Annotated in this window: 22 protein-coding genes; 18 read left to right on the top strand and 4 right to left on the bottom strand. The window is 72.4% G+C overall.

The features are described from left to right. Positions 1-48: 48 nt before the first annotated feature. From ACN27D_RS12915 to ACN27D_RS12925, 3 genes are all read left to right on the top strand, one after another. Positions 49-711 carry a DUF5701 family protein gene (locus ACN27D_RS12915; protein WP_421499177.1) on the top strand — a complete coding sequence of 221 codons (663 nt, stop codon included), beginning with the start codon at positions 49-51 and terminating at the stop codon, positions 709-711. A 262-nt stretch (positions 712-973) separates the two neighbouring features. Further along, positions 974-1,324 carry a hypothetical protein gene (locus ACN27D_RS12920; RefSeq protein ID WP_176739863.1) on the top strand — a complete coding sequence of 117 codons (351 nt, stop codon included), beginning with the start codon at positions 974-976 and terminating at the stop codon, positions 1,322-1,324. Further along, positions 1,324-2,964 carry a cation acetate symporter gene (locus ACN27D_RS12925; protein WP_128139023.1) on the top strand — a complete coding sequence of 547 codons (1,641 nt, stop codon included), beginning with the start codon at positions 1,324-1,326 and terminating at the stop codon, positions 2,962-2,964. The genes ACN27D_RS12920 and ACN27D_RS12925 overlap by 1 nt, the downstream gene beginning before the upstream one ends. A 15-nt stretch (positions 2,965-2,979) precedes the next feature. Here ACN27D_RS12925 and ACN27D_RS12930 read toward each other — a convergent pair whose 3' ends face one another. Beyond that, the gene (locus tag ACN27D_RS12930) at positions 2,980-3,825 is read right to left on the bottom strand and encodes a hypothetical protein (RefSeq protein ID WP_421499178.1); all 846 of its coding nucleotides are present in this window, start codon (positions 3,823-3,825) and stop codon (positions 2,980-2,982) included. Next, complete coding sequence (locus ACN27D_RS12935; protein WP_187690268.1) at positions 3,818-4,318, bottom strand: SigE family RNA polymerase sigma factor; 501 nt, start codon at positions 4,316-4,318, stop codon at positions 3,818-3,820. Before ACN27D_RS12935 ends, ACN27D_RS12930 begins: the two co-directional genes overlap by 8 nt. A gap of 151 nt (positions 4,319-4,469) precedes the next feature. Here ACN27D_RS12935 and ACN27D_RS12940 point away from each other — a divergent pair, with 151 nt between their 5' ends. The 3 genes from ACN27D_RS12940 to ACN27D_RS12950 are packed head-to-tail and all read left to right on the top strand — an operon-like array spanning position 4,470 to position 7,404. Next, positions 4,470-5,234 (top strand): ABC transporter ATP-binding protein, encoded by a 765-nt coding sequence (locus ACN27D_RS12940; RefSeq protein ID WP_013289292.1) that lies wholly within the window; start codon positions 4,470-4,472, stop codon positions 5,232-5,234. Further along, positions 5,219-6,913, top strand: a complete 1,695-nt coding sequence (locus ACN27D_RS12945; RefSeq protein WP_121683651.1) for an ABC transporter permease — start codon at positions 5,219-5,221, stop codon at positions 6,911-6,913. The genes ACN27D_RS12940 and ACN27D_RS12945 overlap by 16 nt, the downstream gene beginning before the upstream one ends. Then, positions 6,913-7,404: an SRPBCC family protein gene (locus ACN27D_RS12950; protein ID WP_047890510.1), complete on the top strand. Its 492-nt coding sequence runs from the start codon at positions 6,913-6,915 to the stop codon at positions 7,402-7,404. The genes ACN27D_RS12945 and ACN27D_RS12950 overlap by 1 nt, the downstream gene beginning before the upstream one ends. A gap of 21 nt (positions 7,405-7,425) precedes the next feature. Here ACN27D_RS12950 and ACN27D_RS12955 read toward each other — a convergent pair whose 3' ends face one another. Then, positions 7,426-7,683, bottom strand: a complete 258-nt coding sequence (locus ACN27D_RS12955) for a hypothetical protein (RefSeq protein ID WP_047890511.1) — start codon at positions 7,681-7,683, stop codon at positions 7,426-7,428. Between ACN27D_RS12955 and ACN27D_RS12960 the strand changes: the two genes are divergently transcribed. From ACN27D_RS12960 to ACN27D_RS13015, 12 genes are all read left to right on the top strand, one after another. Then, on the top strand, positions 7,673-8,269 hold the full coding sequence (locus ACN27D_RS12960) for a flavin reductase family protein (protein ID WP_316250270.1): 597 nt from the start codon (positions 7,673-7,675) through the stop codon (positions 8,267-8,269). The genes ACN27D_RS12955 and ACN27D_RS12960 overlap by 11 nt on opposite strands. Positions 8,270-8,507: 238 nt before the next feature. Beyond that, the gene (locus tag ACN27D_RS12965; RefSeq protein WP_047890513.1) at positions 8,508-8,876 is read left to right on the top strand and encodes a DUF485 domain-containing protein; all 369 of its coding nucleotides are present in this window, start codon (positions 8,508-8,510) and stop codon (positions 8,874-8,876) included. Then, positions 8,854-10,527, top strand: coding sequence for a solute symporter family protein (locus ACN27D_RS12970; RefSeq protein ID WP_121683655.1), 1,674 nt, complete (start codon positions 8,854-8,856; stop codon positions 10,525-10,527). Before ACN27D_RS12965 ends, ACN27D_RS12970 begins: the two co-directional genes overlap by 23 nt. Positions 10,528-10,594: 67 nt before the next feature. After that, positions 10,595-11,572 (top strand): NAD-dependent epimerase/dehydratase family protein, encoded by a 978-nt coding sequence (locus tag ACN27D_RS12975; RefSeq protein ID WP_120572581.1) that lies wholly within the window; start codon positions 10,595-10,597, stop codon positions 11,570-11,572. 74 nt (positions 11,573-11,646) lie between these two features. Further along, the gene (locus tag ACN27D_RS12980; protein ID WP_187690266.1) at positions 11,647-12,894 is read left to right on the top strand and encodes an LCP family protein; all 1,248 of its coding nucleotides are present in this window, start codon (positions 11,647-11,649) and stop codon (positions 12,892-12,894) included. Between the two features lie 203 nt (positions 12,895-13,097). Next, positions 13,098-14,312 carry an LCP family protein gene (locus ACN27D_RS12985; RefSeq protein WP_120572579.1) on the top strand — a complete coding sequence of 405 codons (1,215 nt, stop codon included), beginning with the start codon at positions 13,098-13,100 and terminating at the stop codon, positions 14,310-14,312. Between the two features lie 179 nt (positions 14,313-14,491). Beyond that, positions 14,492-15,427, top strand: coding sequence for an LCP family protein (locus ACN27D_RS12990; protein WP_052166194.1), 936 nt, complete (start codon positions 14,492-14,494; stop codon positions 15,425-15,427). Between the two features lie 28 nt (positions 15,428-15,455). Continuing rightward, on the top strand, positions 15,456-15,791 hold the full coding sequence (locus ACN27D_RS12995; protein WP_026268379.1) for a rhodanese-like domain-containing protein: 336 nt from the start codon (positions 15,456-15,458) through the stop codon (positions 15,789-15,791). A 15-nt stretch (positions 15,792-15,806) separates the two neighbouring features. Then, the gene (locus ACN27D_RS13000; RefSeq protein WP_120572578.1) at positions 15,807-16,598 is read left to right on the top strand and encodes a glycerophosphodiester phosphodiesterase; all 792 of its coding nucleotides are present in this window, start codon (positions 15,807-15,809) and stop codon (positions 16,596-16,598) included. 76 nt (positions 16,599-16,674) lie between these two features. After that, entirely contained in the window at positions 16,675-18,129 is a 1,455-nt protein-coding gene (locus ACN27D_RS13005) for an ATP-binding protein (RefSeq protein WP_252451787.1), read from the top strand. A 31-nt stretch (positions 18,130-18,160) separates the two neighbouring features. Continuing rightward, positions 18,161-18,610: an ATP-binding protein gene (locus ACN27D_RS13010; RefSeq protein WP_120572576.1), complete on the top strand. Its 450-nt coding sequence runs from the start codon at positions 18,161-18,163 to the stop codon at positions 18,608-18,610. Between the two features lie 86 nt (positions 18,611-18,696). Further along, entirely contained in the window at positions 18,697-19,581 is an 885-nt protein-coding gene (locus ACN27D_RS13015) for a DUF5926 family protein (RefSeq protein WP_121683658.1), read from the top strand. 10 nt (positions 19,582-19,591) lie between these two features. On the opposite strand, the gene ACN27D_RS13020 is transcribed toward ACN27D_RS13015, so the two are convergent. Continuing rightward, positions 19,592-20,806: an arginine deiminase gene (locus ACN27D_RS13020; protein ID WP_358170554.1), complete on the bottom strand. Its 1,215-nt coding sequence runs from the start codon at positions 20,804-20,806 to the stop codon at positions 19,592-19,594. Positions 20,807-20,822 lie beyond the last annotated feature (16 nt).

The following is a 20,822-nucleotide window of genomic DNA, read 5'->3' on the forward strand; positions in this document are numbered from 1 at the left end:
CGCTGACGTACAATGTACGGCAGACCGTACGACAGGGTGGAGGACCGCATGTCCGACGACCGCTTCGACGCCGCTACCGAATTCGACCGCCAGCTCGACCGGCTCGTCCAACTCGGCTACCCGGCGCTGGCCGGACAGACCGAGGAGGAGTTCCGGACGCTGCTCACCCCATTGCGCGACGCGGCCGTGACCGGTGCCGCCGACCTGGCCGGCCCCACCGACGCGCGGGTGCCGTTCCTGCTGGTGACCACGCGGGAGCTGGTGCCGGTGCCGGAACGGATCGCGCTCACCACGCTCGCCGGCAAGCGCAAGACCGGCGTCCTCGACCGGAACTTCCCCGCCGACGACCTGCCCACCTTCGACCCGATCAAGGAACTGGAGGTGCCGCCCGGGCCCGCGTACCTGCTCTTCGACGTGGACCGGGGCGAGGAGTACCGCAACCTGCCGCCGTCGGCCGCGCTGGAGGACATGACCGCGAAGGACCGGCTGCCGATCACCATCGACGAAGGGCTGGCGTTCGTCACGCTGCACCCGCAGGCGCTGGCGAGCAACAGGTGCTTCTCGCTCGTCGGGTCGCGCTGCGGCGACCGGCGGGTGCCGGCGCTCTGGATCAGCCAGGGCGCGCCGAAGCTCGGCTGGTGCTGGTTCGGCAACCCGCACACATGGCTCGGCTCGGCGACCGCGAACCCGGTACGGGTGGGGCTGGACTGACGCTGTCCACAACGACTCCACGCCATCCACCGGGTTATCCACAACCGTGAAGCGTTATCCACAGGTTGTGCACAGGGCTCGGAACCGTGCTCTTGACAATCCCGCTGAGCGGGCGAGACTGCCGGGGGTGACCGGAGCCGAGGAACAGCAACCTTCGGGGCGGCCCGTCGGGGCCGCCCCGGTTCCCGGCCCGCGCGCGTCCCCACCCACCGCCGAGCCGGGAAGCGCGTCGGCGCCGGCCGCCGCGCCGAAGCGGACCCGGATCGTGCTGGCCGAGGTCTCCCGGACGGGCGACCCGGCCGATCGCACCCGATCCGAGCTGACCCAGCAGACACCGGTCGGCGAGACGCTCGTGCAGGGGCTGATGCGCGCCCAGCTCTCCCTCGCCCTGCGGCTCAGCCTGCTGGTGCTGATCGGCCTCGGCGGCCTGCCCTGGCTGTTCGCCATCGCGCCCACCGTCGGCCGGGTCACAGTGCTCGGGGTCAACCTGCCGTGGCTGCTGCTCGGCGTGGTGTCCTTCCCGTTCCTGATCGTGGTCGGCTGGGCGTACGTGCGGCTGGCCGAACGCAACGAGCAGGACTTCGTCGACCTGATTCGACGGCCGGAACACTGATGTCCAACGGCTACGTGGTCCCGGCGATCGTCGCCGTCACCCTGGTCACCGTCGGCATCGGGTTCTACGGGCTGCGGCTGGCCCGGACCACCTCGGACTTCCTGGTCGCGTCCCGGGCGGTCAGCCCCACCTGGAACGCCGCCGCGATCGGCGGGGAGTACCTGTCGGCGGCGAGCTTCCTCGGCGTCGCCGGACTGATCCTCAAGTACGGCGTGGACGTGCTCTGGTACCCGGTCGGCTTCGCCGCCGGATACCTCGCGCTGCTGCTGTTCGTGGCCGCGCCGCTGCGCCGCTCCGGCGCGTTCACGCTGCCCGACTTCTGCGAGGTGCGGCTCGGCTCGCGCCGGCTGCGGACGCTCGCCACCGTCTTCGTGATCTTCATCGGCTGGCTCTACCTGGTGCCGCAGTTGCAGGGCGCCGGGCTGACGCTGGCCACGCTCACCGGCTCGCCGTACCCGCTCGGCGCGCTGCTGGTCGCCGTGGTGGTGACCGCGAACGTGGCGCTGGGCGGCATGCGGGCGATCACCTTCGTGCAGGCGTTCCAGTACTGGCTGAAACTCACCGCTCTCGCCGTACCCGCGATCTTCCTGGCGTTGCAGTGGCAGGCCGACGCCCGCCCGGCGGTGACCCCGCCCGACGGCCCGACGTTCCGGACCGCGACCACTGTCGTGGTCGAGCACCGCGCGACGCTCACCCTGCCCGACGGCGACATCCGGGAGGTACGCCCCGGCGACCGCCTGGAGTTCGCCGCCGGTGACCCGGTGCCGGAGGTGTCCGGCGCGGCGACCGGCGCCACCGAATGGCTGCTGCCGGACACGGCGGGCGAGGACGACCGGGGACTGTTCGCCACGTACTCGCTGATCCTGGCCACGTTCCTCGGCACCATGGGCCTGCCGCACGTGCTGGTCCGCTTCTACACCAACCCCGACGGCGCCGCCGCCCGCCGCACCACGCTCGTCGTGCTGGCGCTCGTCGGCGTCTTCTACCTGCTGCCCACCGTCTACGGCGTGCTGGGCCGCATCTACACCCCGCAACTGCTCGTCAGCGGCCAGACCGACGCGGTGGTGGTGCTGCTGCCCGGCGCGGCGCTCGGCGACGGCACCACCGGCCGGCTGCTCGCCGCGCTCGTCGCCGCCGGCGCGTTCGCGGCGTTCCTGTCCACCTCGTCCGGCCTGCTCACGAGCGTGGCCGGGGTGATCTCCACCGACGTGTTGGGCCGCGGCTCGGTACGCGGCTTCCGGATCGCCACGGTGATCGCCGGCGGGGTGCCGGCGGTGCTCTCCCTGAACGTGTCCGGGCTGGACGTGTCGCAGGTCGTGGGGCTGGCGTTCGCGGTGGCCGCGTCCAGCTTCTGCCCGCTGCTGGTGCTCGGCATCTGGTGGCGCGGCCTGACCGACCTGGGCGCCGCCGCCGGGGTGCTGGTCGGCGGCGGCGCGGCGGTCGGCGCGGTGCTGCTCACCGTGCTCGGCCCGCCGCTGACCGGGTGGCCGGCGACGCTCACCACCCAGCCCGCGGCGTGGACGGTGCCGCTGGCGTTCACCGTCATGGTGGTGGTGTCGATGGCGAGCCGGCGGCGGCTGCCCCGCGACGTCGGCGCCACAATGCTCCGCCTGCACACCCCGGAGTCGCTGCGTCTGTGACGCGGGCAGACCCGGTCAGCAGCTGTCGGTGCCGGCGCAGAGGCGGTTCACCACCCATCCGACGACGCGCCGGGCCTCGCGGGGCGTGGTCTGGTGGTCGACCCGCAGTTGAGCGACCAGGTCGCCCTGCCGCACCACGACCCAGCGGGCGGGCGTCCCGTCGATCTCGCCGCCCACGAGCACCGCGTCGTCGCCGCCGAGCGACTCGGCCAGGACGGAGAACGAGTCGTCCGGGTGCGCCGGCTCGCAGTCCGTGACCAACTGGCGGACCCGCTTCATGACGGTGGTGGCGGAGGTGCCCGAGTGCCGCGTCACCCGCTCGACGATCCAGTCGCTGGGCGAGTCGAACTGCACCGACCTGCTCGCCACCTGCCCGGTGTCCAGCGCCGGCGACTCGTTGTCGCAGTGGACGGTCGCGGACTCCAGGGACCAGTCGCCGTCCACCTTCGCCGGCGTCGTGAAGCCCTTCGGCAGATCGGCGAGCTGGAGCATCGCCGCCGCCGGGATCGTCCGGGTCGGCGGACGCCCGGTCGACCCGCCGGTCGTGCCGGACGGCCGTCCGATGGTGCGGTCCGGCGTCGGCGTCCCGCTCGCGGACGGCTCCGCGGACGGCGTGACGCTGCGCGTGGGCGCCGGCGTGCTGGGAACGACTGTGGCCGGAGGCACGGGTGGCGGTGCGACGTCGGGACGGGCCAGCGCCACCCCCGACGTGACGACACCCACCGCGACCGCGGCGGCCAGAGCGGCGGCGATCCGGGTACGCCTCGTCCGCTGCCGGCCGCGACGGCGCACCTGCTCCGTGGGGGCCCAGACGAGGTGCTCGGTGTCCCGGTACAGGTCCGAGAAGATCGGCTCAGGCATTGCGGATCTCCTCCGGCAGGGTCATGTCGAGCAGGGCGGCGAGGGCCTTGCGGCCCCGGGAGAGGCGAGCCTTGACCGTGCCGCTGGGTACGCCGGTCTGCGCGGCTATCTCCGCGACCGACAGGTCCGCCAGGTGATGGAGGACCACCGCCTGCCGCTGGTCCGCGGAGAGCTGCCGCAGCGCGGCGACCAGCGCCACCGTGTTCTCCGAAGGTGGCCGCACGGGCGGTGGTGGCCCGTGCCGCCGGTAGGCGACGACGCTGTTGCGGACCTTGCGCCACCGGTTGACCAGCAGGCGGTGCCCGACCGTACGCACCCACGCCTCCGGATCGTCGTACTCGCTCACCTGCGACCAGCGCTGCCAGGCCCGCGCGTACGCCTCCTGGGCGGCGTCCTGAGCCTCGGCCCGGTCGCCGCCGAGCGCGTACAGCACCGTCACCACGCGTTGTCTGCTGTTCCGGTAGAACTCCTCGAACCCACTGTCCGGATCCATGTCTCTCCCCGCTGCCGTCCCTGGGACTGACACCCACCGCCCCGGTCGCCGGTTGCCGGCCGTCGGTGATCCGACTCGTACCTCTCAGGGATGACGCGAGATCATCCTGGCGTCCGAGCAGCCGCTGGCCGGAGCCCGATACGGTCGGACCATGACCGATCAGCACCCGGCGCTGTCCCTCCGTGGTCTGGCCAAGCGCTTCGACACCAAGGTCGCGGTGGCGGGCGTCGACCTCGCCGTGCCGACCGGCTCGTTCTACGGCCTCCTCGGACCGAACGGAGCGGGCAAGACCACCACCCTCTCCATGGCCGTCGGCCTGCTGCGGCCCGACGCCGGTGAGGCCCGGGTGCTCGGGTACGACGTCTGGGCCGACCCGGTCCGCGCCAAGAGCCTGCTCGGCGTGATGCCGGACGGCGTACGCCTCTTCGACCGGCTGAGCGGGGCGGAGCTGCTGGCGTACCACGGTCTGCTGCGCGGCATGGACCCGGCGGTGGTCGACCAGCGGGCGGCGGAGCTGCTGGACGTGCTGGCGCTCTCCGACGCCGGCCGCACGCTGGTGGTCGACTACTCGGCCGGCATGAAGAAGAAGATCGGGCTGGCCTGCGCGCTGCTGCACGGTCCGCGCCTGCTGGTGCTGGACGAGCCGTTCGAGGCGGTCGACCCGGTCTCGGCGGCGCTGATCCGCGACATCCTGCACCGGTACGTCGGCGGCGGCGGCACGGTGATCTTCTCCAGCCACGTGATGGAGGTGGTCGAGCGGCTCTGCTCCCACGTGGCGATCCTGGCCGAGGGCCGGATCAAGCGGGTCGGCACGCTGGCCGAGGTGCGCGGCGACCGGTCGCTGGAGGACGTCTTCGTGGAGGTGGTCGGCGGCCGGACCGCGACCGGCGAGGAGCTGTCGTGGCTGTCCCGGTGACCGTCCCCGAGCGTCCGGCCCGGCGCGTGTCGCCCTGGCACTTCGTCCGGCTCAAGCTGCGGGTGCTCGGCAACAACTTCCGGGGGCAGACCTGGCGGGTCGCGCTGTTCGTCCTCGGCCTGCTGTTCGGGCTCTGGTTCGCCGCCGTCGGGTTCTTCCTGCTGGCCGCGCCGGGGCTGGCCGGCGAGTCCCGGTACGCGCTGATGATCGCCGCGTTCGGCGGTGGGCTGCTGACGCTCGGCTGGCTGCTCCTGCCGCTCGTCTTCTTCGGCGTGGACGAGACGCTCGACCCGGCCCGGTTCGCGCTGCTGCCGCTGTCCCGCCGCACCCTGGTCACCGGCCTGCTGGCCGCCGCCCTGGTGAGCGTGCCGGCCCTGGCGACGGCGATCACGGCGGCCGGGCTGGTGGTCACCGCCGGCGCGCTCGGCGGCTGGGCCGCCGCCCTGGCCGGTGCGCTGGGCGTGGTCCTCGGCCTGCTCGTCTGCCTGGCCGGCGCCCGCGCGATCACGAGCGCGTTCGCGACGATGCTGCGCTCCCGCCGGGTACGCGACCTGGCCGCCGTGCTGCTCGCGGTGCTGGCCGCCCTGCTCGGGCCGTTGCAGTTGCTGGTGCTCGCCGCGGTACGGCAGACCGACTGGGACCGGCTGGATGGGGTGGCCCGGGTGGTCGGCTGGACGCCGTTCGGCGCACCGTGGACGGCCGGTGTCGACGTGGCGGAGGGCCGCGCCGGCGCTGCCGTGGTGAAGCTGCTGATCGCGGTCGCGACGCTGGGCGTACTCCTGGTCTGGTGGTCGCGGTCGCTGGAGTCGGCGATGGTGGGCACCGCGAGCAGCGGCCCCGCGCGGACGCCGCGCGGCGTGGCCGGCGGCGCGGTCGCGCAGCTCTTCCCCCGCGCAGTGGGCTGGACCCGGCGGGACCGGTTCGGCGCGCTCGTCGCCCGCGAGTGCCGCTACTGGTGGCGGGACGCCCGTCGCCGGGCCAACCTGATCACCGTCGCCGTGGTCGGCGTGTTCGTGCCGCTGATGGTCAACCTCGGTGGCCCCGCGTTCCTGTCCGAGGGCGGCGCCGCGTTCGACCAGGCCACCGCCGACTCGTCGCCGGCGATGGTCAGCCTCACCATGGTCTTCGTCGGGGCGCTGGCGTCGTTGACGCTCGCCAACCAGTTCGGCTTCGACGGCAGCTCGTACGCCGCGAACCTGGTCGCCGGTGTGCCCGGCCGGGTGGAGCTGCGGGCCCGGATGGTCGCGTTCTCGGTCTACGTGGTGCCGATGCTCGTCGTGATCGCGGTCGCGCTGGCGATCGTCCTCGGCCGGCCCGAATGGCTCGGCGTCATGGGCGGCGCGTTGTTCGCCGCGTACGGCTGCGGGCTGGCGATCAACGCGTTCGTCTCCGTGCTCGGCGCGTACTCGCTGCCCGAGTCGAGCAACCCGTTCGCCATGAACAGCGGCGCCGGATTCACCAAGGGCCTGCTCACCCTGGTCTCCATGGTCGGCTCGGCGGTGGTGGCGGTGCCGTTCGTGGTGGCCGCCGCGCTGCTCGGCGACGTGTGGCTCTGGCTGGCGCTGCCGGTCGGCCTGGCGTACGGCGGAGGCGCGGCACTGCTCGGCGCGTACATGGCGGGGGACACGCTCGACCACCGGCAGCCGGAGCTGCTGGCCGCTGTCACGCCGAGGCGCTGATGCCTGTCGTCGAAGCGGTCACCACGGTCCCGGTCCCGCCGGAGCTGGCGTTCGCCGTCTCCCAGACCACCGCCCCGGTGCGGTACCGCTGGGATCCGTTCGTCCGCGAGCAGCACTTCGTCGACGGCGCGACGCGGCCCGGCCGGGGCGTGCGCACGTACACCCGGTCCCGGCACGGCCTGGTCATGGTCAGCGAGTACGTCTCCTGGTCACCGCCGACCAACGTCGGCATGAAGATGGTGCGCGGACCGTGGTTCTTCGAGCGGTTCGGCGGCGGCTGGCGGTTCGCGCCCGGCCCGGATCCCGGCACCACTGTCGCGACGTGGCGGTACAACTTCCGCTGCCGGCCGGCGTTCCTGCGCCCGGTCGCCGAGCGGATCGGGGAGTGGTTGCTCGGGCGCGACATCCGCCGCCGGATCGCCGGGTACGCGGCCGGCTGCGCCGACCCGGAGGTGCTGGCCGCCGCCCGCCGCCTGGTCGCCGACGACTGAGCCGCGCATCCCGGGCCGCCGTCAGGCGGTGCGGCGCATCGCCGCGTAGACGTGGTGGCCGTCGCCGACGCTGGTCATGGTGACCAGCTCCCAGCCGTAGTTCGACAGGTGCTCCACCGCTTCCATCAGCGGCTGGAACGCCCTGCGGCCCCAGGTGTTGTTCGCCCTGACCAGCAGGTGCCGGTGGGGATAGGCACGCAGGTCGACCTGGCCGCCCAGGATGGCGTCGGCGGCGACGACCCGTTCCTGGGCGAGCTGCTGCGGGGGAATGAGAGCCATGCCCGGCAGGGTAGGGCGTTCCGTCGAACCTCGCGCGGGGACGGGCGGCACAATGTTTCACGTGAATCCAGAGCCGGGCGCGCAGATCCACTCCACCGATCCGTTCGCGGCGCCGGCCGCGCAACGCTCGCCGGTACGCCGGCTGCGCGGACGGCTGGCCGCCCCGGTGACGCTCTGGACCGCGCCCGGTCCGGCCGGGCTGACCGTCTCCTCCACGCTCGTGGCCGAGGGCGAGCCGGACCGCCTGCTGGGCCTGATCGACCCGGAGTCGGACCTGTGGGCGGCCGTCGAGGAGGCGGGACGGTTCGCGGTGGCCCCGCTGGGCCCGCAGCACCGGCAGCTCGCCGACCGCTTCGCCGGCCTGTTCCCGTCGCCCGGCGGCCTGTTCGCGCTGGACGCCTGGACCGAGACGCCGTACGGCCCGGTGCCCGCGGACGCCGGCGGCTGGGCGGGCTGCCGCCTGGACACCGCCCGCGAGTACGGCTGGGGTCTGCTGGTCGAGGCCACCATCGAGTCGGTGGACCTCCCCCGGGACACACCCCCGTTGCTGCACTACCGGGGCCGCTACCACGACCTCCCCGGCTGACCCCCTCGCGCCGACGATCATGAAGTTGGCCGCGTTCGGCGTCCGATTTGTCGCCGTCAACTTCATGATCGACGGGGCCGGGGTGACCGGTTAGCGGAGTGATGTGGGTCACTGGGCGCAGTGGGGGCGCCGTTCGGCGCAGCCGTCCGCCGCCCGGCGGCGGAGCCTTCCCGGGTCGGGAGCGCGCTCTCTACCGTGCGCGAAACTCCCCCACGCCTGCGAAGGTGGTGATCCACAGATGTCCACGGACACACCCGCGTCCGCACCCGCCGAGTCGGCGGCGGAACGGTACCTAGCCGTCCAGCGGTCGGACGAGTTCGCCGGGTTGCGTCGCGCGCTGCGCGGCTTCGTCTTCCCGATGACCGTCGCGTTCTTCCTGTGGTACGCGCTCTACGTCATCCTCTCCGCGTACGCGCGGGGATTCATGGGCACGAAGCTGATCGGCAACATCAACGTCGCCCTGGTCTTCGGCCTGCTCCAGTTCGTCTCCACGTTCCTCATCGCCTGGTTCTACTCGCGGTTCGCCAGCCGCCGGATCGACCCGGTCGCCGACCGGATCCGCGACGAGATGGGGGAGGTGACCCATGAACACGGTCCTCGCGGCTGAGGCGGGCAGCACCACCGCCCGGAACCTCACCATCACGCTGTTCCTGGTCTTCGTGGCGATCACGCTGGCGATCACCGTGTGGGCCAGCCGGCAGACCAAGACCGCCACCGACTTCTACGCCGGCGGCCGGTCCTTCTCCGGCTTCCAGAACGGCATGGCGATCGGCGGCGACTACATGTCGGCGGCGTCCTTCCTGGGCATCGCCGGCATCATCGCGCTCTACGGCTACGACGGCTTCCTCTACTCGATCGGCTTCCTGGTCGCCTGGCTGGTGGCGCTGCTGCTGGTGGCCGAACTGCTGCGCAACTCCGGCCGGTACACGATGGCGGACGTCCTGGCGTTCCGGATGCGGCAGCGGCCGGTCCGGACCGCGGCGGCCGTCTCCACCATCACCGTGTCGATCTTCTATCTGCTGGCCCAGATGGTCGGCGCCGGCGCGCTCGTGGCCCTGCTGCTCGGCATCAAGCCGGGCACCACGTTCCTCGGCATGGACGCCGACACCGCCAAGGTCGCCACCATCATCATGGTCGGCGCCCTCATGATCATCTACGTGACGGTCGGCGGCATGAAGGGCACCACGTACGTCCAGATCGTCAAGGCGTTCCTGCTGATGGGCGGCGCGCTGGCGATGACGCTGCTGGTGCTCGCCAAGTACAAGTTCAACCTGTCCTCGCTGCTCGGCGACGCGGCAAGCGCCTCCGGCAAGGGAGCGGCGTTCCTCGAACCCGGGCTGCGCTACGGCGTGGAGACACCCGGGGACGCGCTGAAGACGTTCTACAGCAAGATGGACCTGCTCTCGCTGGGCATCGCGCTGGTCCTCGGCACGGCCGGCCTGCCGCACATCCTGATCCGCTTCTACACCGTGCCGACCGCACGGGCGGCCCGTAAGAGCGTGCTCTGGGCGATCGGCATCATCGGCACGTTCTACCTGCTCACCCTGGCGCTCGGCTTCGGCGCTGCGGCGATCGTCGGCGGGTCGGAGATCACCGCGCAGGACAAGGCGGGCAACACCGCGGCACCACAGCTCGCCGAGAAGCTGGGGATTGACTTCCTCGGCGGGGACCTGGGCGGCGCGACACTGCTGGCGATCATCGCAGCGGTCGCGTTCGCCACGATCCTCGCCGTGGTCGCCGGCCTCACCCTGGCGTCGTCGTCCAGCCTGGCGCACGACTTCTACGCCAACGTGATGAAGAACGGGCAGGCGTCGGAACGGCAGGAGGTGAACGTCGCCCGGATCTCCGCGCTGGTGATCGGCGCGGTGTCGATCGTCCTGTCGATCTACGCGCAGAACCTCAACGTGGCGTTCCTGGTCGCGCTGGCGTTCGCGGTCGCCGCATCCGGCAACCTGCCGGCGATCCTCTACAGCCTGTTCTGGAAGCGGTTCAACACCTCGGGCGCGGTCTGGGCCATCTACGGCGGCCTGCTCGCCGCCGTGGTGCTCGTCTTCTTCTCGCCGGTCGTCTCCGGCGCGCCGACGGCGATGTTCCCCGACCACGACTGGCAGTGGTTCCCGCTGTCGAACCCGGGCATCATCTCGATCCCGTTCGGCTTCCTGTGCGGCTGGCTCGGCACGATCCTGTCCAAGGAGAGCGACGAGGAGAAGTACGCGGAGCTGGAGGTGCGCTCGCTCACCGGAGCCGGCGCCCACTGAGTACCACCGTCGAGCGGGGCCCCTGCCTTACGCGGGGGCCCCGCCTCGCGTGTATAGGCTGGCCGCCATGAAGGTCGCTCCCCGCTTCGGTACCGGACACCGCATCCTCGTCACCGGCGGCGCCGGTTTCGTCCCGTCCCACCTGGTCGACCGGCTCGTCGAGCGCGGCTGCGACGTCGTGGTGCTGGACAACTTCGTCACCGGGTCCAAGGACAACGTGGCCCACCTGCTGGACAAGCCGACCTTCACGCTCGTCGAGGCGGACATCTCCGACGGCCTGCCGAACCACCCGGCGATGACCGAGCGGTTCGACGCGATCCTGCACATGGCGTCCCCGGCCAGCCCCACCGACTTCGAGAAGCTGCCGGTGGAGATCCTCCGGGTCGGCTCGGTGGCCACGCTGGCGCTGCTGGAGCGGGCCACCGACGACGGCGCCCGGTTCCTGATGGCCTCCACCTCGGAGGCGTACGGCGACCCGAAGGAGCACCCGCAGCGCGAGACGTACTGGGGCAACGTCAACCCGATCGGCATCCGCAGCGTCTACGACGAGGCGAAGCGCTTCTCCGAGGCGGCCACCATGGCCTACCACCGGAGCCGGGGCACCGACACCGCGATCGTACGGATCTTCAACACGTACGGTCCACGGATGCGCCCGGACGACGGCCGGGCCATCCCGACGTTCATCTCCCAGGCGCTGCGCGGCGAGCCGATCACGGTGCACGGCACCGGCAACCAGACCCGCTCGATCTGCTACGTCGACGACCTGGTGCGCGGCATCCTGCTGCTGCTCGACTCGACCCAGACCGGCCCGATCAACTGCGGCACCGAGCACGAGATGTCGATGCGGCAACTCGCCGAGACGATCGTGTCACTCACCGGAAGCACGTCCGAGGTGAGCTACATCACTCGCGCCTCCGACGACCCGGAGATGCGCCGCCCGGACCTGACCCTCGCCCGCGAACTGCTCGGATACGAGCCGAGCGTCACGCCCGAAGACGGCCTCCGACGCACGATCGAGTACTTCCGCGGGCGGCTCGGGTACTGAACCCGACGGGAACGCGGCTGACACCGGCGCGCGTACGAGGGCGACGGTGGCCCGGCCGACCTACCCTCGGTTACATGTCAGCGACCTCGTCTGCCGGCGCCCCGATCCCCCGACACCTGAGCCGGGGCGCGGGTCGCGCCCAGGTTCCCGGCTCCGGCCGGGCCGCCACCGGGCGCGCCCGGCCCTCGGAGACCAGGTGGTACCCCGACCACGACGAGGCGCCCCGCTCGGGCGGTCCCGGCGGCCCGGTGGGGCCGACCGGTCCCGGTGGTCCGGGCGGCGGCGGTCCGGGCGGGTCCGGGCGGCGTGGCCCCCGGCCGCGCTGGGGACGCATCGGCCTGGTGGCAGGCGTGGCGGTACTGGTGCTGGCGCTGCTCGGCGGCCTCGGCGCATGGTTCTACGCCCGCAACCTGGACGACGACCTGGCCCGCACCGACCCGTTCGCCGGGATCACCGGAGGGCGGCCGGCCAAGCAGGTCGAGGGCGCGTTCAACATCCTGCTCGTGGGCAGTGACTCGCGGGATCCGGACGCCCCGGTCGACGGGAGCGGCAAGTGGCGCGCGGACACCGTGATCGTCATGCACATCCCGGCCGACCACAAGAGCGCCTACCTGGTCTCGGTGCCGCGTGACCTGTACGTGCCGATCCCGGAGAGCGCGGGCGCGTCGTGCGACTCCGGCTCGCGCAACAAGATCAACGCGGCGTTCGCGTTCGGCGGCCTGCCGCTCGCGGTGAAGACCGTGGAGTGCTTCACCGACGTACGGATCGACCACGTCATGGCCATCGACTTCGGCGGCTTCAAGGAGGTCACCGACGCGCTGGGCGGGGTGGACCTCAAGGTGGAGCGGACCATCACCTCGATCCACAAGCCGTACCGGACGTTCACCAAGGGCGTGAACCACATGAACGGCGCCGAGGCGCTGGACTGGGTCCGGCAGCGCAAGCAGTTCCCGGACGGCGACTTCGCCCGGATGCGGCACCAGCAGGAGTTCCTGAAGGCGCTGATGGACAAGGCGGCGAGCACCGGGACGCTCACCAACCCGAAGAAGCTGAACGACTTCCTCAAGGCGGTGACCGCCGCCGTCACGGTCGACCAGGGATTCTCGTTGACCGACATGGCAGTGCAGTTCCGCAGCCTGCGGGGCGAGAACCTGACGTTCGTCACCAGCCCGCACCTGGGCGGCCAGACCATCGACGGCCAGTCCGTGGTGGTCTCCGACCGGGAGAAGGCGCTGGCGATGTACAAGGCCATCGCCGCGGACCGGATGGCCGAGTGGATGCAGGCCAACCAGAAGGGTTCGGGCGACAACGCGGGCGGCTGACGCCGGCACGACATGACCGGTCTCGCGCTCTATGACCTCGCCACCACGGAGGCCAACCGCCGACCGGCTCCTTACCCCTGCCCGTTCGGCCACAACCCAAAGGTGTTGGCCGGTATTGACGGGAATTGCGCCCCTACGAGGTCGCGAGAACGGGAACAGATACGTAAAGTGGTCCCGCCCCCGATCACCGAGCTGGAGCACGCATGTCGGTCCAGACCAGCCGTCGCCCGCAGTCACCGGCACCCGGATCATCCGGGCGGGTCCCTCCGGTCATCCCCACACAGCCCGGTTCCGGCGGTCGCGGTCCCGGCGGTGGCAAGAAGAAGCGCACCAAGCGCAAGGACCCGCTCTGGGCGAAGCTCACGCTGGTGCTCGGCGCCGTGCTGATGGTGACCAGTGGTGTCGCGATCGTCGGCAGCAAGGCGGTCATCGGCCAGGCCACGGACAACATCGCCCAGCGCAACCTGCTCGGCGGGGCGGGCAAGAGCGAGGCCGAGGGCGGCAACAGCCTCGAAGGCCCGATCGACATGCTGCTGCTCGGTGTGGACGCCCGCGAGCGCTGGGCCGCCGATGACGTCCGGTCGGACACGATCATCATCCTGCACATCCCGGCCAGCCACGACCAGGCGTACCTGATCTCGATCCCCCGGGACACCGAGGCGCGCATCCCGGCGTTCGAGAAGAGCGGCTACAAGGGCGGCACCGACAAGATCAATGCGGCCTTCTTCCACGGCGCCCAGAACGGCGGCGGCTGGGAGGGCGGCGCCCAGCTGATGGCCAAGACGATCAAGTCGATGACCGGCATCGGCTTCGACGGCGCCGCGATCATCAACTTCGGCGGCTTCAAGAGCGTGATCGACGCGCTCGGCTCGGTGCGCATCTGCGTGAGCCACGAGGTCAAGTCGCACCACATGTCGTACGTCGACGGCAAGGCGATGTGGAACGCCGACGCGAAGAAGACCGGCAAGCCGTACAAGGCAGTGGTGCACAAGAAGGGCTGCCGGGAGATGGAGGGCTGGGAGGCGCTCGACTACTCCCGCCAGCGCTACGGCCTGCCGAACAGCGACTACGACCGGCAGCAGAACCAGCAGCAGCTGATCAAGGCGATGGCCAAGAAGGCCACCGAGGGCGGCATGCTGACCAACCCGCTGAAGCTCAACTCGCTGATGAAGGCCGCGGGCAAGGCGTTCGTCCTGGACACCGGCGGCGTGCCGATCGCCGACTTCATCTTCACGCTCAAGAACCTCAACGGGAACGACCTGGTCACGCTGCGGACCAACGGCGGCACCTTCGCCGGCAACGGCAACGGCCGGGAGACGTTCAACGAGACGACGATGGACATGTTCCAGGCGGTCAAGAGCGACAAGCTGGCCGACTTCGTGGTGAACAACCCGGACGTCCTGTCCACCCGTAAATGACCTGCTGACCTGCGCGAAAGCGGTACCGGTCGGCCGATCCCCCCGTAGCCTGACGTGAGCGGGTCTCATGTCGCGGCTACGGGGGGATCGTCACGTCCAGGCCAGCACGGAACCGACGCGGGCGGGGTGGACCCGCCCGCTGGGCCCGGTTCCTGCTCGGCGCCGGGCTCGTGCTGGTCCTGCTCGCCACGCTCGGCGTCGCCGGGCTGCACTGGCTCACCTCGCGCTACGACCGCACCGTGGCCAAGGAGCAACTGCTCGACCCGGCCGCCCGGAACAAGCGGACCGACCTGGACGGCGCGCTCAACTACCTGCTGATCGGCTCGGACCACCGGCCCGGCGCGAACCCGGAGGACCAGCGCTCCGACAGCATCCTGATCGTGCACGTGCCGGCCGGGATGCGGCAGGCGTACCTGATCTCCGTGCCGCGCGACCTGCTGGTGGCGCTCCCCGCGGCGCCCGGCTTCCCCGGCGGCCAGGACAAGGTCAACGCCGCGTACGAGCACGGCGGCGGCGGTGAGGGCGGCGCCCGGCTGCTCAGCACCACCCTGAGCCGGCTCACCGGGATCCGCTTCGACGGGGCGGCACTCGTCGACTTCTCCGGCTTCAAGCAGGTGATCGACCAGCTCGGCGGCATCCGGATGTGCGTGGACACGCCGGTGCGCTCGATCCACACCCGGCACCAGTTCGACGCCGGCTGCCAGCAGATGGACGGCGCGCGGACGCTCGACTACGTGCGGCAGCGCTACGACCTGCCCGGCGGCGACTACGACCGGCAGCGGCACCAGCAGCAGATGCTGCGGGCGGTGCTCGACCGGGCGGGCGAGACGCGGCTGCGCAGCGACCCGGTCAAGCTGGACCGGGTGCTCCGCGCGGCCGGCGGGGCGCTGACCGTCGACACCAACGGCGTACCCCTGGACGAGCTGTTGTTCGCGCTGCGCGGCCTGCCCGCGGACGCCCTGCGCGGGGTCCAGGTGCCCTCCTACCCGCAGACCATCGACGGCGTCTCGTACGTGGTGCTGGACAACGGCGGCGGCGGGCTGTTCACCGCGCTGCGCGACACGCGCGTGCCGGAATGGGCCGGCGCCAACCCGCGCTGGGTCAACCGGCTCTGAGCGACGAGGGCGACTAGGCTTGGTGACCGTGTTCGGAGCCTCACTACCCAGCGTCCCCGCGTCGGCCGTGCCCGACGACGTCTACCTGCTCGACGTCCGCGAGGACGACGAGTGGGCCGCCGGTCACGCGCCGGCCGCCCATCACCTGCCGATGACCGAGCTGCCCGCCCGGCTCGCCGAGATCCCGCAGGACCGCGACGTCGCGGTGATCTGCCGCTCGGGCGGACGTTCCGCCCAGGTGGTCGGTTACCTCATGCGCAACGGCTGGGACCAGGTGCGCAACGTCGACGGCGGGATGGGCGACTGGGCCGCCGCCGGCCGTCCGGTGGTCACCGACGACGGGCAGCCGGGCCGGGTCGCCTGAGTCGGTGACGCGGCCATGACCGTCCCCCTGGTCTTCGCCCATCGCGGCGCCTCGTACGACCTGCCGGAGCACACGCTCGCCGCCTACCTGCGCGCTCTCGACGAGGGCGCGGACGGGCTGGAGTGCGACGTCCGGCTGACCCGCGACGGGCATCTGGTCTGCGTGCACGACCGCCGGCTGGATCGCACCAGCAACGGCCGTGGGCTGGTCAGCGCGCGGACGCTCGCCGAACTGGAGGCGCTCGACTTCGGCTCCTGGCACCGGGCCGCGACGCTCGCCGAGGACGACGCGCCGCTCGACGAGTCGCACACCCGGCTGCTCACGCTGGAGCGGCTGCTCGACGCGGTGCTGGCCGCCGGGCGCCCGGTCCGGCTGCTGATCGAGACCAAGCACCCGTCCCGCTACCGGGGCGAGGTCGAGCGCCGCCTGGTCGAGATGCTGCGCCGGTACGGGCTGGCCGAGCCCCGCCCGGGCCATCTCGTCCAGGTGACGGTGATGTCGTTCTCGCCGCTCGCCGTACGCCGGGTCCGGGAACTCGCCCCGGCGCTGCCCACGGTGCTGCTGCTGGAGGTGCTGCCGCGTCTGCTGCCGCTGGGCCGGCTGCCGTTCGGCGCCCGGATCGCCGGCCCTGGTGTGGACCTCGTCCGGACCCGCCCGCGGCTGGTCCCCGCGCTGCGCGCCGCGGGCAACGCGGTGTACGTCTGGACCGTCAACGAACCGGAGGACCTGGAACTCGTGCTGGAAGCGGGCGTGGACGGGGTGATCACGGACCGGCCGGCCCGCGCGCTGGCCCGGTTGGGCCGGTGAGTCCCGTCGATCGGTACCGGCGACGGTCGACCGGCCGGGGGTGTCACGGACGCGGACGGCGCGGCACACTCGGGACATGCCGGAGCGAACCGACTACCCCGCCTTCATCGCCGGCCACACCGCAGTGATCAACATGATCAACTCGGGCGAGTCCGGTCTCGCCGTGCTCACCCGTCTGCTCCGCGAGGTCGAACCGTCGGTCGGCGCGGCCGGCCTGGTCTTCGTGGAGTTCACCCCGGCCGGGGGCCGGGTGATAGCGGCGACCGGCAGCGCCGAGTTCGTCCTCGGCCGCCCGCTGCCCGCCACCGACCCGGCCACCGTCTGCCTGCTCGCCGGCCCGCCGGTACGGGAGGTCCGGGTCGACGCGATCCCCGGTGCGCTCGCCGACGAGGTCGCCGGCCGGGGCCTCTGCCGGATGATCGTGGCGCGCGCCGAGATCGGCGGGCTCACCATCGGCAGCCTGCACGCGCTCTACCCGCTGGGCGAACCGCTGCAACCCTCGCAACGCGCCGTCATCGGCTACATCGCCGCCTGCATCGCCCACATGTACGGCGACCAGACCGGCCTGCCCGTACACGGGGACGGCCCGGTCGTGGCGGCGCTCGCCGACGGCCTCGCGGTGGTGGACCGGGACGGACGGGTCCGGCTCTGGAACCCGGCCGCGGTCGAGGTGACCGGCCGGCCGGCGGAGGAGGCGCTGAGCCGTCCGCTGCCGTTCCCGCTGCCGCCGCCCGGCCAGGTGCTCGACCACCGGCTGCCGGACGGCCGCTGGCTGCGGATCACCTCCGGCGAGCTGCCCGGCCCGAACGCGCTGCGGGTGGTCAGCTTCCGCGACACCACCGACCAGCAGCGGCGCGACCACGACCGGGACCTGTTCGTGGCGGTGACCAGCCACGAGCTGCGTACCCCGGTCACCGTGATCAAGGGATACGCGGACACGCTCACCGACCACTGGGACTCGCTGAGCGACGGCGACCGGAGGCAGGCCGCCCGGATCATCGGCCAGCGCGCCAACGAACTGGCCCGCCTGGTGGACCGGCTGCTGACCGCCGCCACGGAGAACCGCCCCGGCGGTGAGCCGGCCGCGCCGTTCGACCTGGTCGACGCGCTGCGGTCGGCGGTGGCCGACCTGCCGGCCGACGTCCGGCACCGGGTCGTGCTCGACCTGCCCGCCGACCTGCCCAAGGCGCTCGGCGACCGGCACAGCCTCGCCACGGTGCTCACCGAGCTGGGCACCAACGCCGGGAAGTACTCGCTGCCGGACACGCCGATCGAGATCACCGCCGAGGCGAACGAGCGGACCGTCTCGTTCCGGGTGGCCGACCGGGGCATCGGCATCCGGCCGGAGCACGTGGAGCGGGCCTTCGACCGGTTCTGGCAGGGCGAGTCCGGCGACCGCCGCCGGTATCCCGGCGCGGGGCTCGGTCTCTATCTCGTCCGCCAGATCGTTGAACAGCAGAATGGATGGGTATCCCTCCGGCCCAGAGCCGGTGGCGGTACGGTCGCAGAGGTGCGGCTGCCCCGGGGTTGACCGGGGCGCTCACGGGCGGGGAAGGAACGACGTGTCGACTGGTCCGGCCGAACGGTCGTGGTGCGTGGTGGTGCCCCACGACGCCACCGGCGCGCGCCTGGCCCGGCACCGGCTCGCCGACGAGCTGACCGGTGTCGTACCCCCGGTCCTCGTGGCCGACCTGGTCGCGGTCCTCGCCGAACTGGTCGGCAACGCGGTCCGGCACGCCGACGCGCTGCCCGGCGGCGTCGTCCGGGTCGCCTGGCGGCTGCGGACGACCGAGCAGGGGCCGAGTGTCGAGCTCCGGGTCACCGACGGCGGCGCCGGCGCCGGCCCGTGCATGCGTACCGCCTCGCCTGACGCGGCGGACGGGCGAGGGCTGCACATCGTCGCCGGGCTGGCCAGCGGCTGGGGCGTGGAGCGCGACGGCCTGGGCCAGAGTGTGTGGGCCCGGTTCGACCCGGTGCCGGTGCAGCGGACGGATCTGGTCGCCGCCGGCTGACCGACGCGGCGGGCGGGTCCGGCACCCACCGCCGAGACCCGGCATCTAGGCTGTCTCGCCATGGGCGAGCGGAGCGGAGCGGGCGCATGAGCAAGCGTCGGAAGAACCAGCGGGCCGGCGAGGCCACCCCGAAGCGGGAGAAGGTGCGCGACGTCTTCGTGCCCCGGCCGTTCGAGGGCCTCGCCGACGAGCCGGAGTGGATCGCCCTGCGCGAGCTGGTCCCGGCCGCCTCCGCGCCGCTGCGGCTGACCCCGGAACTGATCGAGGAGTACGGCGACCGGCCGGTCACGCTGGCCACCGTGCTGCCGATGGCCGCCCCGGCGATGACCAAGCCGGACGGGCGGGTCTTCATCGGCCTGCAACGGCACCAGCAGTCCGGCGACGTCTCCCGTGACCTGGCCGACGCGCTGATCTCCGCACTGCGGACCGAGCCGGGCGGCCAGGTGAACGTGCCGCCGCTGCCCGGGCCGGGCCCCCGCCTCCAGGACATCCTGGTGGACGGCCCGCTGGAGATCAGCATGCACGAGGGGTTCGACTTCTGGCTCGACCCGGGCGCCGCCGACGACCCGAACGTCCAGGCGTCCCTGGAGCGGGCCAACTCGGCGATCTACCCGACGGTGAAGCTGGCCGCGGCGCGGGCCGCCTACTGGTGCCAGGTGCCGGAGAAGGCCCACGTGCGCCTGGTCCTGCCGGAGGACGAGGACACCGCGCTGGACGCGCTGTCCCGGCTCGCCGCCGCGGGCGCGCTGACGCTCGGCGACGACACGAAGTTCGCGGGCATGTTCCGGGCCCACGGGCGCCTCGCGCCGGTGTGGGACCTGCCGGAGGACACCCCGGCCGCCGAGTGGGAGGCGCCGGTGGCGGAGTTCGCCAAGCGCTACGCCGAGGCGGTCGCGGAGCGGGAGCCGCTCGACGCGGCCGGCCGCCGGGCCCGCCAGGGCCTGCTCGGCCGCCAGCTGACGCTGCGCTGACGTCTCCGGGTCAGGCGGCCCCGCCCTTCTCCCGCACCAGCGGGCAGGACATGCAGCGCGGGCCGCCCCGCCCGGAGCCCAGCTCCGATCCGGCGATGGCGATCACCTCGATGCCGGCCCGTTCCAGTTGCGCGTTGGTCTCCACGTTGCGCTCGTACCCGACGCAGAGCCGGGGCGCGAGCGCGAGCGTGTTGTTGCCGTCGTCCCACTGCTCGCGTTCGGCGGTGACGGGGTCGAGGCCGGTGTCGATCACCCGGAGCTGGTCGAGGTCCATCGCGTCGGCGGCGGCCCGCAGGAAGGGCGCCGGGCCGTCGACCCGCAGGTCGTCGCCGTCCGCGCCGGCGATGACGGTGTACGCGGACAGCTCGTGGGCGACGTTCGGGTACATCAGGACGGCGTCGACGTCGACCATGGTGCAGATCGTGTCCAGGTGCATGGTGGCGCGCTCCTGGGCGATCGGCACCACCAGGATGGTGTGCGCCAGCCCGGCCGCGAACACCTGCCGGGCCAGCCGTTCCGCGCCGGCCGGGGTGGTGCGCTCGCCGACGCCGACAGCGAGCACCCCGGGCGCGAGCAGCAGCACGTCGCCGCCCTCCAGGTGCTCCAGCCGGGGGTGGTAGACGAACTCGGTGCCGACGAAGCGCGGGTGGAAGCGGTAGATCGCGTCGGTGAGCGTGGTCTCCCGCCGCCGGGCCGGCATGGCCAGGCTGGTCACTCCGACCCGGTCGCCGATCCAGACCGACGAGTCGCGGGTGAACAGCAGGTTGGGCAGCGGGTCGATGACGAAGTCGTGCCGGTCCATGAGCGTCCAGACCAGACCGCCGGGGCGGTCGGCGCCGATCCGCAGTTCCTCGTGGGCGAGCCCGGCGGTGAGCACGTCGGCCAGCCCGGCCGGGTCGAGGTACGCCAGATGGTCGGCGACCCGGCGCCGCAGGGTGTGGCCGAGCCGGCGGGACCGCAGCACCTGGTCGGTCAGCTCGGCCCGGGCGTCCGCCACGGCGAGCGTCTCGACCAGCAGGTCGGCCAGGTAGAGCACCTCGACTCCGCGGGACCGCAGCGCCGCCGCGAACGCGTCGTGCTCCTCCTGCGCGCGTCCCACCCATGGGATAGCGTCGAACAGGAGACTGTCGTTGTTCCGCGGGGTGAGGCGGGCCAGTTCCGGTCCCGGGCGGTGCAGCAGCACCGTCCCGAGCCGGGCGACTTCGCTGTCCACATAGTGGGTCACTCCCACAGCCTAGGGC

It is taken from the genome of Micromonospora sp. WMMD1274, from assembly GCF_049179035.1.
Classification (GTDB): Bacteria; Actinomycetota; Actinomycetes; order Mycobacteriales; family Micromonosporaceae; genus Micromonospora; species Micromonospora tulbaghiae.